Below are 13,613 nucleotides of genomic sequence, written 5' to 3' on the forward strand. Positions count from 1 at the left end.
AGCTTCACGAACAAACTCTGGGTTAAATACTGCCGCTGTATTGATCGCAACCTTATCCGCGCCGGCATTCAACATACAGCGGATATCTTCAACTTTTCGGATTCCACCACCAACCGTTAGCGGAATAAACACTTCACTCGCCATTTTTTCAACAGTATGAACCATTGTGTCACGGCCTTGGTGACTCGCTGTGATGTCCAAAAAGGTGATTTCATCAGCCCCTTGCTCATCATACTTTTTGGCAACTTCTACCGGGTCACCTGCGTCACGGATATCAACAAACTGTACGCCCTTTACAACGCGCCCTTCATCAACATCCAAACAGGGAATAATTCTTTTAGCCAAGCCCATTAACTAGCTCTCCACTTATAATTTCAATCTTCACAATAGTCTTGAGCCTCTTTAAGGCTTAAGGCTTTTTCATCCAAAGCTCGTGAAACCAATACGGTTTCGATACCCACTTCAGACTCGGAATACAATGCACGAATATCATCCATATCTGCTACCCCGCCAGTCACCCACAATGGTACGCGAGAGACTTCAGCAAGCTTAATAGCCTCGTCGAGATTAACACCCTGACAGCTCCCTATACGCCCAAGGTCTCGATAAACCAGAGCAGAAATATCAGCAGCACTTAATTGCTGCGCCCAGGTTTCGGCAGTAACTGGTGACGTTTTCTGGCAACCATGTGTACACACCTGACCCTCTAGCAGTGACAGGCTCACCGTAATGCGCTCAGGAAAGCGCTTACACATTTCAGCAATAAACGCAGGATCTTCTATAGCTTTAGTTCCTAAGGTCACTGTTCTAATACCAGACTTCAGGTAATGCTCAACTTCAGATTCACTACGAATTCCACCTTCAACATGTAAATTTAGATTTGGAAAACGCTGAGCGATCGAAACGATCATTTCTGCATGAGCCGTCCGCCCCTGAATTGCACCATCTACGTCAAACACATAAAGGTCCTGCACACCGGCATCCATCCAACGCCCGGCAAGGTCTGTCGCATCATCGGAGTAAACTTTGGTCTGATCAAGGTGATGACCAGACACATGCACACATTTAGCCTGCATTAGGTTAATTGAGGGTAGGATATTCATCGCTTGACTAGTACCTTCTATTTTCCAGACCAGTTCGCAAAATTCTTGAGTAGCTGTAAACCTGCATGCTGGCTCTTTTCAGGGTGAAACTGAACTGCAAAAATGCTATCTCGGCTAAGTGCCGCAGCGATAGACTTCCCGTATTGGGCCGAACCTGCCAAGTATTGATGATCAGCCGCTACGTAATAGCTATGGACAAAGTAAAAACGCGAGGCATCTGAGATCTTATGCCACATAGGGTGATCACCATTCTGCACCACCTGATTCCACCCCATATGCGGTACTTTCAAACGAACCTTCTCGCCCTTATCGTTCTCTTCATACAAGCTTTCGCCAAAATGCAAAACATCGCCTGGGAAGGCACCGATACAATCAACGCCTCCATTCTCCTGGCTATGTTGAAGCAAAGCTTGCATGCCAACACAAATACCCAAAAAAGGTCTGTCCTTGGAAACTTCCATGCTTAAGCTATCAAAGCCCAAACGCTTAATTTCAGCCATGCAATCGCGCATAGCGCCTACACCAGGCAAAACAACCTTATCTGATGCACGAATCGTATCCGCATCCGAAGTTACAAGGACTTTTGCATCAGGCGCTACGTGTTCAAATGCCTTCGAAACCGAATGCAAATTGCCCATACCATAATCAATAATGGCAATTGTCGTCATTTTTTCTCACTCGTAAAAAGCAACTGACCTCAAAAGAGGCCAGTATTATTTATTAACTGTCGTACAACTTGAAACCGGTTCTATAAAGAACCTTTAGTAGACGGCATTTTTCCTTCCATTCGCTCATCAAGTTCCAAAGCCATGCGAAGCGCGCGGCCAAAAGCTTTGAATACCGTTTCGATCTGATGATGAGCATTTTTACCCTTCAGATTATCGATGTGCAAAGTTACATTGGCGTGATTTACAAAACCTTGAAAAAACTCATAAAACAGCTCTGTATCGAAGCGGCCGACACTTCCTCTGGTAAAAGGAATATCGTATTCCAAGCCAGGACGGCCAGAGAAGTCGATAACAACACGCGACAATGCCTCATCTAGAGGAACATAGGCATGGCCATAACGACGAATGCCTTTCTTATCGCCCACAGCTTTAGAGAATGCCTGGCCTAGTGTAATACCCAAATCTTCAACGGTATGGTGATCGTCTATGTGCAAGTCGCCTTTACAGTGCGCATCGATATCAATCATGCCATGACGACAAATCTGATCCATCATATGCTCTAAAAAAGGCACGCCAGTATCAAATTTAGCCTCACCCGTTCCATCAAGATTCACAGAAACTTTTATCTGTGTTTCCAGAGTATTACGTTCTACTTGGGCTTTTCTCTCAGCCATTTACTTCTCCGAAAATAAAATAATAAATAGATAAATTAGATAGCCTTATTTATCCACAGCACAAAAGGTCTAAGCCAATGCGCCTTTCAGGTTGTCGATATACTCATCAACCATTGCACTAAATTCATGCTTAACAACCGGGCTAATTGCTAACTTAAGCAGGCCTGGTAAAGGCAAAGTCAATTGCGCAGAAGTCGTTAATTTCAAGTTAGTTACGCCGTCACCTTCGGTTATTTCCCACTTACCTGATACAACGCCATTACCCTCACCCTTAACAGGAGTCCAAGTAACTTCACATGCGGCTTCGTCAGCAGAATACTTACAGGCATAAACAGTCTGGATTGCATGATCACCCAAGCCTACCTTTTCCATTTCCCAAAGAAAGGTATTGTCACCTTGATCGGTTAGTGCTTCAACTTTTGGGAAGTGGGCGCCTGAAGCGGGCACATCCGCCAACAATGCAAAAGCAGTGCTTGCATCGGCTTTAACGGTAAACTCGCGATCAATATCAATACTTACTTTAACGGTCATTTCCTACCTCACTATTATTATCACTGGTGGTTTTCTCAGGGTGTATTTCTGTGCGGGCAAGCCTATTAATGAGCGTTCCGATTAGAAATTCGAAAAGCTTCAATGACATAATCCTGCAGACCAGCAATAATAAACACTTCAAAGATAAAAAGCCACGATACCTTGAACAAGAAACCGACTCATTAAGGGCCATATACAGCAATGAACAAATTTCTTAAATTCAGCTTACTTTTGGTTATCGGACTGCCCTTATTAGCAGTGCTAGGTATCGCGCTGTTCATTCAGTTTCAAGATGCAAATCGCTTCAAACCTACGATTGAGCAGCAAGCTATAGAACAAGCCGGAATAAACTTATCGATAGACGGGTCCCTAACCTGGTCTTTGTACCCACTCGGCATTGATATCAACGATATGCAAATCAGTGATCAGCATGGACAAGCGTTTGCATCTATTAAGAGAATACTGGCGCAGGTAGACCTATTTTCTTTACTCAAGGGTTCACCCAGCGTTCACACCCTGCTTCTCGATAGTGCAAAAATATCGCTATTTGAAGACGAGCAAGGAAAAGCCAATTGGCTTAATATTCTACCAACACAAGAAACAGCGGCACTGGAAAAAGACACCTCGGAAACGAAAGCAAAAGATTCAAATCAAGACTCAAAAAACCAGAAGACTTCTGAGCTTTCGTTTTTACTCAGCCAGCTAAGCATATCTAACCTAAACATTGCTTATACATCAGAGCTCAAAAACCAAAGCATTAAACTTTCACCTGCGAGTATTAAGGTTTCAAACATAGCACCAAACAAAGATGTACCCTTCGACATAGACTTCACCTTCGAAGACACCATAGAAAAACTAACACTCAATTCTAATATTATTGGCCTTATCGAGTTTTCACCTGACTTTTCAAAAATTACGGTAAAAGAACTCAAGAGTAATTTTGAAGCGAATGGCGCCTTCTCTCAGTTCGAAGTAATTAATGCAAGTCTCGACAGCAAATTCACTGTGAACACCAGTAAAGAAGAAATAGTGGTTGAGGAGCTTTTCCTCATACTCGAGGAACTCAAGCTTGATAGTCAGTTAAGCCTTACAAACTACTTAGAATCACCTCACCTTCAAGGGCAAGTCCAAGTCAACAAGTTCAACCCCAAGATTCTAGCCGAGAGATTTGGAATTGCATTACCCACCTTATCTTCACCTGAAGCGCTAAACGCATTTAGCCTTTCGAGTAAGCTCGAATTTAAAGACCAGGCTCTATACTTTCAACAAATCAACACACAAGTAGATAAGAGTTCATGGCAAGGAGACCTTACATTCAATAGCAGTAATCAAGCGTTTGCACTTAGCCTTGTCGGTGACTCAGTTAATATCGATAATTATTTACCCGCCGAAGAGGAAAATAACAACACCCAAGCAAGCGCCAACGATGAAGCACCAACGAACAACCAAACCAACTCAGAGCTTCTGCCACTAGAAACACTGAGACAGCTCGATCTAGACATATCTTTAAAACAACAAAGCTTAATTGCAAACAAAGTCCTGATCGAAAATCTTAATGTCGAATTAGCCGCAAAGAACGGAATCGTCAGCGTAACAAACCTGTCTGCGAAGTCTCATGAAGGCATACTAAACACGAGCGCAAAAATAGATGCGCGTAGCAACAAACCTACTTGGCAAGCCGATACAAAGATATCAAACCTTAACTTAGGCACTCTGATTCAAGCGCTGGAAATTCAAAATGCCGAGGACAGCGCTAGCCTCAGTGGCACTCTCAATTTTAGTGCTGCGCTGACAAGTCGTGGTAACACCTTAAGCGAAGTTCAAAGCAATGCCTTGGCTCAATCCGAATTTGAAGTACTCGACGGTGAAGTTCAAGGCATAAACTTCAAGGCACTAAGCTGCAAAGGATTGGCCCTAATAAATAAAGATTCTATCGATACTAACAACTGGCCAAAAGCCACACCTTTTGATCTGCTTAAAGGCAGCGCCAGTTTGAAAGATGAGATTCTCACGAACAATTTCGAGCTAACAAGCTCCGGATTGGCGATGAGCGCCGAAGGCCCTATCAACCTGAGCGCAACATCGCTAGACATAAAAACCGGCTTACGCGTCATTGGCGACTCTAATGAGCATGCCTGCAGGGTTAATGAAAAGTTCAAAGACATTCCTGTTCCTGTAAGATGCAAAGGAAAATTTGATACGCCTCCAGCTGAGCTATGTAAACTGGACAGCAAACGTTTACTCGATGCGACCAAGCAAGTAGCTGCTAAAGAAGCAAAGCGTAAATTAGATAAAGAACTGGATAGAGCCTTAAACAAACACCTTGGCGACAAAGATGAAATCAAAGATGCTGCCAAGAACCTACTCAAGAAACTATTTTAATGTCCACAGATAAAAGCTCATCAATCTTTGCAAATCGCCTACTAAATTGGTTCGACCAACACGGTCGCAAAAACTTACCCTGGCAAATAGACAAAACACCCTACAGGGTTTGGGTATCTGAAATTATGCTCCAGCAAACCCAGGTCAGCACAGTTATCGACTACTTCAAACGCTTTATGGCAAGCTTTCCTGATGTTAAAAGTTTGGCAGATGCTGACGAAGACAGCGTGCTCGAACATTGGGCCGGTTTAGGCTATTACGCCCGTGCGCGTAATCTACACAAAGCAGCAAAACAAATATCTTATGACCTGGATGGCGTCTTTCCCGAAGATGTTGACGGCTTAAGTGCCCTGCCAGGCATTGGTCGTTCAACTGCTGGCGCTATTCGTAGCATTGCTCACAAACAATATGCCCCGATTCTTGATGGCAACGTAAAACGGGTTTTATGTCGTTATCACGCCATCAAAACCTGGTCTGGCGAAAGAAAAACCGAACAAAAGCTATGGCTACTCGCAGATGAACACACACCGCAAGATCGTGTTGATGACTATACACAAGCCATCATGGATCTTGGCGCAACACTCTGCACACGCAGCAAACCTAAGTGCACAATTTGTCCAATGCAGGAAGATTGCCAGGCAAACAAAGCAGACCTACAACATGCCCTACCGGTTTCAAAACCCAAAAAAAAGATCCCTCAAAAGAAAACCTGGGCACTGCTAATTGAGTCTGATAAGGGAGTCCTACTTGAGAAAAGGCCGCCAAGCGGAATATGGGGTGGTTTATATAGCTTGCCAGAGGCACCACCCTCACTCACGCCACCAGACTTGATTCAATACTGCACCGAGAACTTTGGCATAGAAACAGAACTACTAGAAAGACACCAAAGCATTCACCATACCTTTTCTCATTACAAACTAGAGATACAGCCGGTTAAATTAAAGCTAAAAGCGTCACTACCAGAAGTACGCTCATCAGATAGGCTAAAGTGGATCCAAGAACATCAGCTTTCTAAATTAGGCCTGCCGGCACCAATATCTTCCTACCTTGAAAAGCTAAATTGTGATGATTTATTCAGATTAAATGACTAAGATTGACCCATCACATGCTATTTACTTACCACACGAGATCGAAACATGAGTCGCACTGTTTTTTGCAGAAAGTATCAAAAAGAACTGAAAGGCCTGGATACCCCGACAATGCCAGGAGAAGCGGGCCAAGATATTTTTAACAACATCTCTGAACAAGCCTGGAAAGAATGGCAAAATAAACAAACCATGCTGATTAACGAACGACAGCTCAATATGATGAGCGCCGAAGACCGAAAGTTCTTGAAAGAACAGATGCATAAATTCTTTAATAATGAAGACATTGAAAGCATAGAGGGCTATGTTACGCCTACAAAATAATCAAAATTTACGTTTGTGATTTTTTTTTAGTTTTAGCTCTTGACTCATCGAAACGAAACAGGTTTAATACGCCCCCGTTGCAGACATACCGAGACGCAACAAGTTGTACCAGTGCAAGATCAAGCACTTTAAATAATTGATATGCCCGGTTAGCTCAGTCGGTAGAGCAGAGGATTGAAAATCCTCGTGTCCTTGGTTCGATTCCGAGACCGGGCACCATTATTCGAAGAACCCGATCATCGCAAGATGTTCGGGTTTTTTCTTGTCTGCGATTTAGCCCAACCGTAAAAATATCGGTTGAATTATCACTTTCTGAATCGACAAATTTTAACTAAACACTTTTCTGTTTCAATTCATCTATACATCACCGTTTTTTCCGTCATACTAAGACAATGCAACATAAACCTGATGATTTTATCGCCCCGCCTTGCCACGAACATATCAAGATTCTTTATCAAGATGAGCATTTATTGCTCATTAACAAGCCGAGTAAATTGCTGAGTTTGTCAGGACAGAACCCTCTCAATATTGATTCAGTTCATTACCGACTCGTTAAAGACTTCCCTAGTGCTAGGTTGACTCACCGGCTCGACTTCGGCACCTCAGGTATTATGCTGGTCTCGCTTAGCAAAAGCGTTAATGCTCATATTGGAAAACAGTTTCAGGCAAGGTCGATAAAAAAGTCATATTGCGCGATATTAGAAGGCACACTCGAAAAAGATGAAGGTACGATTAGCTTTCCAATCGCAAAAGATGTGGCCAATTTTCCATTCCAGAAAATCTGCTACGAAACAGGTAAAGAGGCGATAACAAAATTTCAAGTTATTGAGCGCTACCTGAACCCTGACTTGACCAAGGTAACATTCACACCATTGACAGGACGAACCCATCAACTGCGAATTCATAGCCGCGAAATCTTACACCCTATTATTGGCTGTGACTTATATGCAACAGAGCGTAGTAAAGCAATGGCTGACCGCCTAATGCTACATGCAACAACATTGGAGTTTGTACACCCTATTTCAGGAAAACAAATAAAGGGCTTATGCCCCTCTCCATTTTAGCCGATACTAAACGCTGGAATGATATTCATTAACTCTACTCTTTCCCTTGAGTTAGTGCCGCTCCCCACAAGCAAAAAGTATGAGAAAAATCACTTTTCACTATTAAAAAAAATGAACATTCCCGTCTCACCCTCTAAGCTAGACCCTCATCAAAGCAAAGGAAAATTCTGTCCCGGTATTTAACTGAGATCTGACGCTAATGATACTGTCATGCAATTCAAGTATCTTCTGAACGATACTTAGACCAAGGCCAGCGCCGTCTTTCCTAAGCTCAGGATTTACGTCTGACGTAGACTGGTAGAAACGCTTAAAAACATAAGGGATATCTTCGGCAGCGATGCCACGGCCAGTATCAAAAACACCGACTTGAACGCCGCGTCCTTCTAACTTCAGTGACAAGGTAACTTCACCACTTTCTTTACTGTGAGAGATAGCATTATCAATCAGGTTCTGGAGCACCCTCTGCATAAGAGAAATATCGGCATTCACCAAAACATTCTCATCAGGCACTTTTGCGATCAATTCAAGCCCCTTTTCTTGCGCTCGTAATTCATAGTCTTGTCGCACATCGTAAACAAGCTCAGTCAAGGAGAATATCTCGTATTGTGGCTGAACCCTCCCCGCTTCTAGTTTAGATAATTCAAATAATTGACTAACTAAATCCCTTAAACGCTTGCTATGACGATGCGCCACTTCCAAATATTTTCTCTGCTTAGCAGAGTCTAGCGTCTCGGACTTGATAATGAGTGTTTCCAAATAGCCCTGCATGGCTGCCAATGGCGTTCTTAAGTCGTGAGAGACATTAGATATTAACTCCCTTCTTAAGCGATCACTTTCAGCGAGTTGATCAAACTGGCTTTGTATTCGTTGGCGCATAAGCGAAAAGGAACTCGATAAAACTTCAATTTCATCACTGTTACTCCTTAATTCCCAAGCATCACTTGTGCCTAGCTCAGCCTCACGATAAGTTCGAATTTCCTGAGCCAGCTTCCTCAGTGGGCTAGTAATTCGCTTGAAAGATAACAAAGCTGAGAAAACGAAGAATAGCGATATTGCGCACATCGCTCCTAAGACAATGCGAATGATATGGCTGCTTTGCAGTGATTCGGCTATCGAGGCAGACTCATGACTAGCGAGCACGATATACAGAAAGCCTTTCTGCTTACCCTGAAAGAAGACAGGCGCGGCAGAGAATATATTGAGTTTATCAGGCTCTCTTGGATTACTCCCCAAGACTGCCTCATTCCCCTCACCCTTTAGCCATGAGTCTATTGCCCGTACATTGACCTGACCTTTATCGATTGAGGCGTCGGGTAGCGCATGCCCTAATACTTGACCATTATTATCCAACAAATAAACTTCAACACTTGGATTGATCATCATGGTATTGATTGCGATCCCCTTAAGTGCCTTTTTATTGATATTAAGGCTGCCATTTTCTCGCTCTGCTTTGTCTAAAAACAAAGGCTCAGATAAATGATCCAGTATGTACGGTGCCAAGTCACGATGGAGCCGCTGGGTAACTTCTTGATGATATTTATCACTGCTCCATAGCGCTAAGACAAAGAACATCCCTGTCACAAAAATACCGATGATAGATATGGTGACAGCCAGCTTTGTATAAAACGGCAGCTTTCGTCTCATCGCACCCTTTTCAATGTTCTTACTCTCCAAAACGATAACCCACCCCCCAAATTGTATTAATATATACAGGGTTTGAAGAATCCGATTCCAGTTTTGATCGCAAGCGATTTATATGAGAGTTAACGGTATGCTCATAACCTTCGTGACCATAACCCCAAACCTTGTCAAGAAGCTCACTACGTTTAAAGACCTTTCCCACATGAGATGCAAAGAACCAAAGTAAATCGAATTCTTTCGCTGTTAGATCTAGCGTCTTTTCAGCTAATTTTGCTTTTCTAGAAGAGGAATCTAAAGAAAGGCTAAGATAGCTCAATACACTCGCTTCAGGTCTTGGTTTCTCACTCTGGGCAGACCGTCTAAGCAATGCTTTTACTCTTGCCTTTAGTTCGGCCACACTAAAAGGCTTAACTAAGTAATCATCAGCACCAATCTCTAGACCTAAGACTCTATCCAACTCAGTTGAACGGGAAGTCACCATCATCAGCGGCACATAAATTTGTGAGACTCGAAGCATTCTACATAGCTCCAAACCGTCTATGCCTGGCAGTTGTAAGTCTAAAATAATGGCGTTCCACTGCTCTGATCTCGCTCGCTGAAAACCCTCAACGCCATCACTAACAACTAAAATATCGGCGTTTAAGTCTCGAAGGTGAAGCGACATAAGGTCTGCGATATCGGGGTCATCTTCCACAATCAGAAAACGCTTTCTATCAAGGTCAGAAAGAACATCAACCGCTTGTAAACTTTTACTCTCCATATGAAGGTTCATTCTCTGCTCCCTAGCATTTATCATAAGCCTGTTTGAGACCATAAAAACGAGGAGAGAGTGAGGCTACTAAGCTTAAGAATAACAACATTCAAAAGCCCTCAAACAACGTGCGCTAACGAATACGTTCCACGCGAACATTCACAGCCGGGTTATCCCAACGGTGAACCTCACCTAAGGTTGAGCTTGATAAACCGTCGTCCTGAGTCACAACACCTGGGTGCAGATATGCTGCGTCCCGAACATCATCACGCGCAACATTGAACCCTTCACGATCGCCACCTTGTGCTGCAGGCCCGGGAATTGTGTCTGCTGTCTCGGTGTTCGCTTCAGTGCCCGTATCATAGGTCAGCAATTCAAAACTCATACTCTCGTCAATCTCTAGTGTGCTAATTGCTTTACCGTTTAAAGCTGCAATAGCATCATTCGAGTTAACCAACATAGACACAACACTCAGTGATAAAGTTCCCAAGTATTTTTCAGAAGTTTGAACCTGAAACGACTCATACTCTCCTGGCGCTATAATTCCAGCACCAGACTCAGCAAGATAAACGTAAGAATCGTCAAGCGATGAGGATAAGAACTGGCTGTTGTCTCCCCCTTCAGCTAGTAACTCGAGTTCATCACTCGCCCTATGACCCGTCTGAAAACTCTTCCATTGGGAATCGTGCAATAAAACTGCAGCAGGCGATAAAGGCTGACCAGCCGTCAAGTTGCTCACTGTAACTTCAAACTCAAGCATGTCATCCTGCTTAGAGTCGTTATCAGAACACGCGGATAGAATTAGCGATGAGGCCAGCAGGGCTCCACTCATCAACTTCTTATTGATAGAAAAATAACCGTTCATAGCTCTGCCCTGTATTCGCTTACCGTTACAGTAATCTTGGCAATTGGGTTCAACCATCTGTGAGTAGTACTATCTAAATCTGAAACACCTCCATCAGCATCCAGATCCCCCAAAGCACCACGATGGATATGAACATAACCTTCAGCAGTGGCAACAATACCAGTACCATTTTCACCTAGGGTCGCTGCAACCGGCCCAGGAGCAGGAAAACCGGCCTCGCCTACCGCACCACTACCCACCACTTCGTCATTGGCTTCTGTACCTGCATCATAGGCTTTGGCATAGTATGTATAGGTTCCGGATTCACTGGGTATCTCGATTCCATTCAGAGCAATAAAGCCATCATTACTAGGCAAGATCATACCTACAACACTAAGCAGAACATTGCTTGTGCCATCGGTATTCAAGCTTGTAGAAGTCATTGATCCGGGTTCAAGAAGTCCCGAGGCAGGGTTATTGGATTGCACAGCGCCTAGCGCATCTAAACTGGCTTCAATTCCGCTTAAATCACCACCTTCTGCCATTGCCTGCAAATCATCTGATGCCACGCTTCCAAGTTCAAATAACGACGAACCTTCAGGGTGAGCTGTAACAGCCAAGGGCGTAAAGAATATTCCTCTGGTCAGGTTTTCGATAGTGACATCCACTTCTGCGGCTTGCACAAAAGGAGCACTAAAAGCTGGAAGTAAAAGCCCCAGCGCAATTTTTTTGATACTTGAGTGAGTTTTTTTCATGTCAGTTTCCTCCGGAAAACATTTATGTTGTTTTGGTGGAAACATTGTTACGCAGAGGCTCAGCTACATTCCTCACGAAAGTATCACGAAAGAGTAATTAATTTATCGCTCAGCTTTTTTCTATAAACTTAACACTATGAAAGAATCACGATTGCACTATTGACCCCCTGTTAAGATGCGCCTATTATCCCTCGCGCTTGGAAGCCATCGATACTACTAAAACTACAACACGGACGTGAAAGCCAACCCTCTATGCGACCTTGCTAGAAACCTTGGCCACCATATACTCCGCGATACAATCCTTCAGCATCATACGTAATTTTCTAGGGACTATCAGCCTCCCACTGCATTCGCTCGCCTATAGGACGCCATATACATTTCCGGTACCTTACGAGCGAGTCGAGGCTGAACAATGACAGGAGAACGGATATGTCAACACTCAACAAAAAGATTGCAGCCCATCTTGAGGAGCAATTTCCCCCTGAGTTTGATGAGAAGTGGGTAAGTAAATTACTAACCGATAAAGAACCCAAAGTAAAAAAAAGAGTCACTAAACGAAAGACACCTGATCATGAAAAAGCTCTTCTAAAAGATATCGCACTGATCGAAGCCGAGATAAGAAAACAAAAGATAATCAGAAAAGCTAATTCAAGCAAAGCAGTAAAAGCAAGGAAGCCGGTTTCCAAACCTCCTCAAAAAACAAATGAACCTGAGTCCATGAGCGCTATCGAAAAGCAAAAAAAAGCACACATAAGTAAAAACCAAGCAGGCCTTGATTCAAACAATACACCGAACAAAAGAAATTCTCGCCGCCTTCTATCACGCCTTAAAAAACGTTAAATCAAGCTGACTCCTAAATTGATATATAAGCCCACTGAACTTAATTGGGCTTATATATCAATCAGCATATACGCCTATACAGCACCCTGCTTTCCGAAGAACTGCCCCACATTAGTTCAAGCCTCTTCCACCAAATTTATCGCGCCTCAAAACAAAGCTTGCGTCAAAAACAAAATTAGATCATTGTGCAATATATAGCACTTTAATTTTTTCATCAGTCAACAAAAGTGAACCAGAGTTCACATTACACTGTAAACAAAAATGTTACGAATTGTTAATCTCGGTACCCTAAAATGCTTCACGAAACTAAATTCCCACTCATAAAAGCTCATTTTGCCCGAAGATTAAAAGAACTAAGGAATGCCTACGGTCTAAAAAGAGGCACACCATTAAAGCAGCAAGAACTTGCTGAGGCGATTGGCGTTTCACGACGGGTCTATATCGATTGGGAGAACCCGACTAAAACAAATTCTGTTCCAACAGACATTAATAAGCTGATTGCTCTGTGTGAAATTCTAGATACCGACCTGATATACCTATGCACGGGGCTTTTTGATGGCCAAAAAGAGCGTAAGCATCAAGATAATTACGTAAACGTTTACTCTAGATACAGCCAAAACCCCGATTTCTACCTAATGGTGAACTTTTTAATGCGCTGGGATGATGAAGTACTTAAGAAAATGACAGCCTATTTTGAGAGTTTAACTGACTTCTATGAGGGGCAACCTTTGATAAAGTAGGGCTAAGAATAAGCCCTACATTAGGCGCTCTTACTGGACTTCGTTAATAGTTAGCCAATAAGCCAGAACACTTCTTAATTGACGGTTCCAATTGGTAACATCCAGATCCTGCCGCACGCAACTCCTTGCACCAATGCGGTAGGCCTCTTTGATTTCATTTTTTGAAAACCCTGCAGAAATCAAAACAATCGGCACAGAGTGAAAACGCGCC

The 13,613-nt window shown here is 43.2% G+C and carries 15 protein-coding genes, 1 tRNA gene and 1 pseudogene; 7 read left to right on the forward strand and 10 right to left on the reverse strand.

Translation table 11 applies throughout. The features are described 5' to 3' along the window. The 5 genes from hisF to A3735_RS09365 all read right to left on the reverse strand — a co-directional run. The coding region (gene hisF / locus A3735_RS09345; protein ID WP_231882516.1) for an imidazole glycerol phosphate synthase subunit HisF at positions 1-351 on the reverse strand (351 nt) is incomplete at its 3' end. A gap of 23 nt (positions 352-374) precedes the next feature. Further along, a complete protein-coding gene (locus tag A3735_RS09350) occupies positions 375-1,103 on the reverse strand; it encodes a HisA/HisF-related TIM barrel protein (RefSeq protein ID WP_068511275.1) in 729 nt (242 codons plus the stop codon). Positions 1,104-1,120: 17 nt separating this feature from the next. Then, positions 1,121-1,771 (reverse strand): imidazole glycerol phosphate synthase subunit HisH, encoded by a 651-nt coding sequence (gene hisH, locus A3735_RS09355; protein ID WP_068511277.1) that lies wholly within the window; start codon positions 1,769-1,771, stop codon positions 1,121-1,123. Between the two features lie 80 nt (positions 1,772-1,851). Then, the gene (gene hisB / locus A3735_RS09360; protein WP_068511279.1) at positions 1,852-2,445 is read right to left on the reverse strand and encodes an imidazoleglycerol-phosphate dehydratase HisB; all 594 of its coding nucleotides are present in this window, start codon (positions 2,443-2,445) and stop codon (positions 1,852-1,854) included. Between the two features lie 69 nt (positions 2,446-2,514). Then, positions 2,515-2,976, reverse strand: coding sequence for an SRPBCC family protein (locus A3735_RS09365; protein WP_068511282.1), 462 nt, complete (start codon positions 2,974-2,976; stop codon positions 2,515-2,517). A gap of 201 nt (positions 2,977-3,177) precedes the next feature. Between A3735_RS09365 and A3735_RS09370 the strand changes: the two genes are divergently transcribed. The 5 genes from A3735_RS09370 to A3735_RS09390 all read left to right on the forward strand — a co-directional run bounded on the left by A3735_RS09370 (position 3,178) and on the right by A3735_RS09390 (position 7,831). Further along, complete coding sequence (locus tag A3735_RS09370; protein WP_068553867.1) at positions 3,178-5,358, forward strand: AsmA family protein; 2,181 nt, start codon at positions 3,178-3,180, stop codon at positions 5,356-5,358. Then, complete coding sequence (gene mutY / locus A3735_RS09375) at positions 5,358-6,449, forward strand: A/G-specific adenine glycosylase (protein ID WP_068511288.1); 1,092 nt, start codon at positions 5,358-5,360, stop codon at positions 6,447-6,449. Before A3735_RS09370 ends, mutY begins: the two co-directional genes overlap by 1 nt. Positions 6,450-6,494: 45 nt before the next feature. After that, positions 6,495-6,767, forward strand: a complete 273-nt coding sequence (locus tag A3735_RS09380) for an oxidative damage protection protein (RefSeq protein ID WP_068553869.1) — start codon at positions 6,495-6,497, stop codon at positions 6,765-6,767. 143 nt (positions 6,768-6,910) lie between these two features. Beyond that, positions 6,911-6,986 (forward strand) — tRNA-Phe (locus A3735_RS09385). Between the two features lie 173 nt (positions 6,987-7,159). Beyond that, a complete protein-coding gene (locus A3735_RS09390) occupies positions 7,160-7,831 on the forward strand; it encodes a pseudouridine synthase (RefSeq protein ID WP_068553871.1) in 672 nt (223 codons plus the stop codon). Positions 7,832-7,969: 138 nt separating this feature from the next. On the opposite strand, the gene A3735_RS09395 is transcribed toward A3735_RS09390, so the two are convergent. From A3735_RS09395 to A3735_RS09410, 4 genes are all read right to left on the reverse strand, one after another. Beyond that, on the reverse strand, positions 7,970-9,505 hold the full coding sequence (locus A3735_RS09395; protein ID WP_068553872.1) for a cell wall metabolism sensor histidine kinase WalK: 1,536 nt from the start codon (positions 9,503-9,505) through the stop codon (positions 7,970-7,972). After that, complete coding sequence (locus A3735_RS09400; protein WP_231872177.1) at positions 9,495-10,244, reverse strand: response regulator transcription factor; 750 nt, start codon at positions 10,242-10,244, stop codon at positions 9,495-9,497. The genes A3735_RS09395 and A3735_RS09400 overlap by 11 nt, the downstream gene beginning before the upstream one ends. A gap of 112 nt (positions 10,245-10,356) precedes the next feature. Next, the gene (locus A3735_RS09405) at positions 10,357-11,088 is read right to left on the reverse strand and encodes a spondin domain-containing protein (RefSeq protein WP_197475786.1); all 732 of its coding nucleotides are present in this window, start codon (positions 11,086-11,088) and stop codon (positions 10,357-10,359) included. Further along, complete coding sequence (locus A3735_RS09410; protein WP_156490524.1) at positions 11,085-11,822, reverse strand: spondin domain-containing protein; 738 nt, start codon at positions 11,820-11,822, stop codon at positions 11,085-11,087. Before A3735_RS09410 ends, A3735_RS09405 begins: the two co-directional genes overlap by 4 nt. Positions 11,823-12,251: 429 nt before the next feature. Between A3735_RS09410 and A3735_RS09415 the strand changes: the two genes are divergently transcribed. Beyond that, the gene (locus tag A3735_RS09415) at positions 12,252-12,662 is read left to right on the forward strand and encodes a hypothetical protein (RefSeq protein WP_068508864.1); all 411 of its coding nucleotides are present in this window, start codon (positions 12,252-12,254) and stop codon (positions 12,660-12,662) included. Between the two features lie 293 nt (positions 12,663-12,955). Then, positions 12,956-13,402, forward strand: a complete 447-nt coding sequence (locus A3735_RS09420) for a helix-turn-helix domain-containing protein (protein ID WP_068511297.1) — start codon at positions 12,956-12,958, stop codon at positions 13,400-13,402. Between the two features lie 30 nt (positions 13,403-13,432). Here A3735_RS09420 and A3735_RS31815 read toward each other — a convergent pair. Further along, positions 13,433-13,613, reverse strand: a pseudogene (locus tag A3735_RS31815) (hypothetical protein); the annotation flags it as partial.

It is taken from the genome of Oleiphilus sp. HI0061 (assembly GCF_001635675.1).

Bases quoted from the DNA above. Each gene is read 5' to 3' on its own strand.
- mutY (WP_068511288.1), top strand. From the start codon at position 5,358: ATGTCCACAGATAAAAGCTCATCAATCTTTGCAAATCGCCTACTAAAT.
- A3735_RS09365 (WP_068511282.1), bottom strand. From the start codon at position 2,976: ATGACCGTTAAAGTAAGTATTGATATTGATCGCGAGTTTACCGTTAAA.
- A3735_RS09420 (WP_068511297.1), top strand. From the start codon at position 12,956: ATGCTTCACGAAACTAAATTCCCACTCATAAAAGCTCATTTTGCCCGA.
- hisB (WP_068511279.1), bottom strand. From the start codon at position 2,445: ATGGCTGAGAGAAAAGCCCAAGTAGAACGTAATACTCTGGAAACACAG.
- A3735_RS09405 (WP_197475786.1), bottom strand. From the start codon at position 11,088: ATGAACGGTTATTTTTCTATCAATAAGAAGTTGATGAGTGGAGCCCTG.
- hisH (WP_068511277.1), bottom strand. From the start codon at position 1,771: ATGACGACAATTGCCATTATTGATTATGGTATGGGCAATTTGCATTCG.
- A3735_RS09415 (WP_068508864.1), top strand. From the start codon at position 12,252: ATGTCAACACTCAACAAAAAGATTGCAGCCCATCTTGAGGAGCAATTT.
- A3735_RS09380 (WP_068553869.1), top strand. From the start codon at position 6,495: ATGAGTCGCACTGTTTTTTGCAGAAAGTATCAAAAAGAACTGAAAGGC.
- A3735_RS09390 (WP_068553871.1), top strand. From the start codon at position 7,160: ATGCAACATAAACCTGATGATTTTATCGCCCCGCCTTGCCACGAACAT.
- A3735_RS09400 (WP_231872177.1), bottom strand. From the start codon at position 10,244: ATGAACCTTCATATGGAGAGTAAAAGTTTACAAGCGGTTGATGTTCTT.
- A3735_RS09410 (WP_156490524.1), bottom strand. From the start codon at position 11,822: ATGAAAAAAACTCACTCAAGTATCAAAAAAATTGCGCTGGGGCTTTTA.
- A3735_RS09350 (WP_068511275.1), bottom strand. From the start codon at position 1,103: ATGAATATCCTACCCTCAATTAACCTAATGCAGGCTAAATGTGTGCAT.
- A3735_RS09370 (WP_068553867.1), top strand. From the start codon at position 3,178: ATGAACAAATTTCTTAAATTCAGCTTACTTTTGGTTATCGGACTGCCC.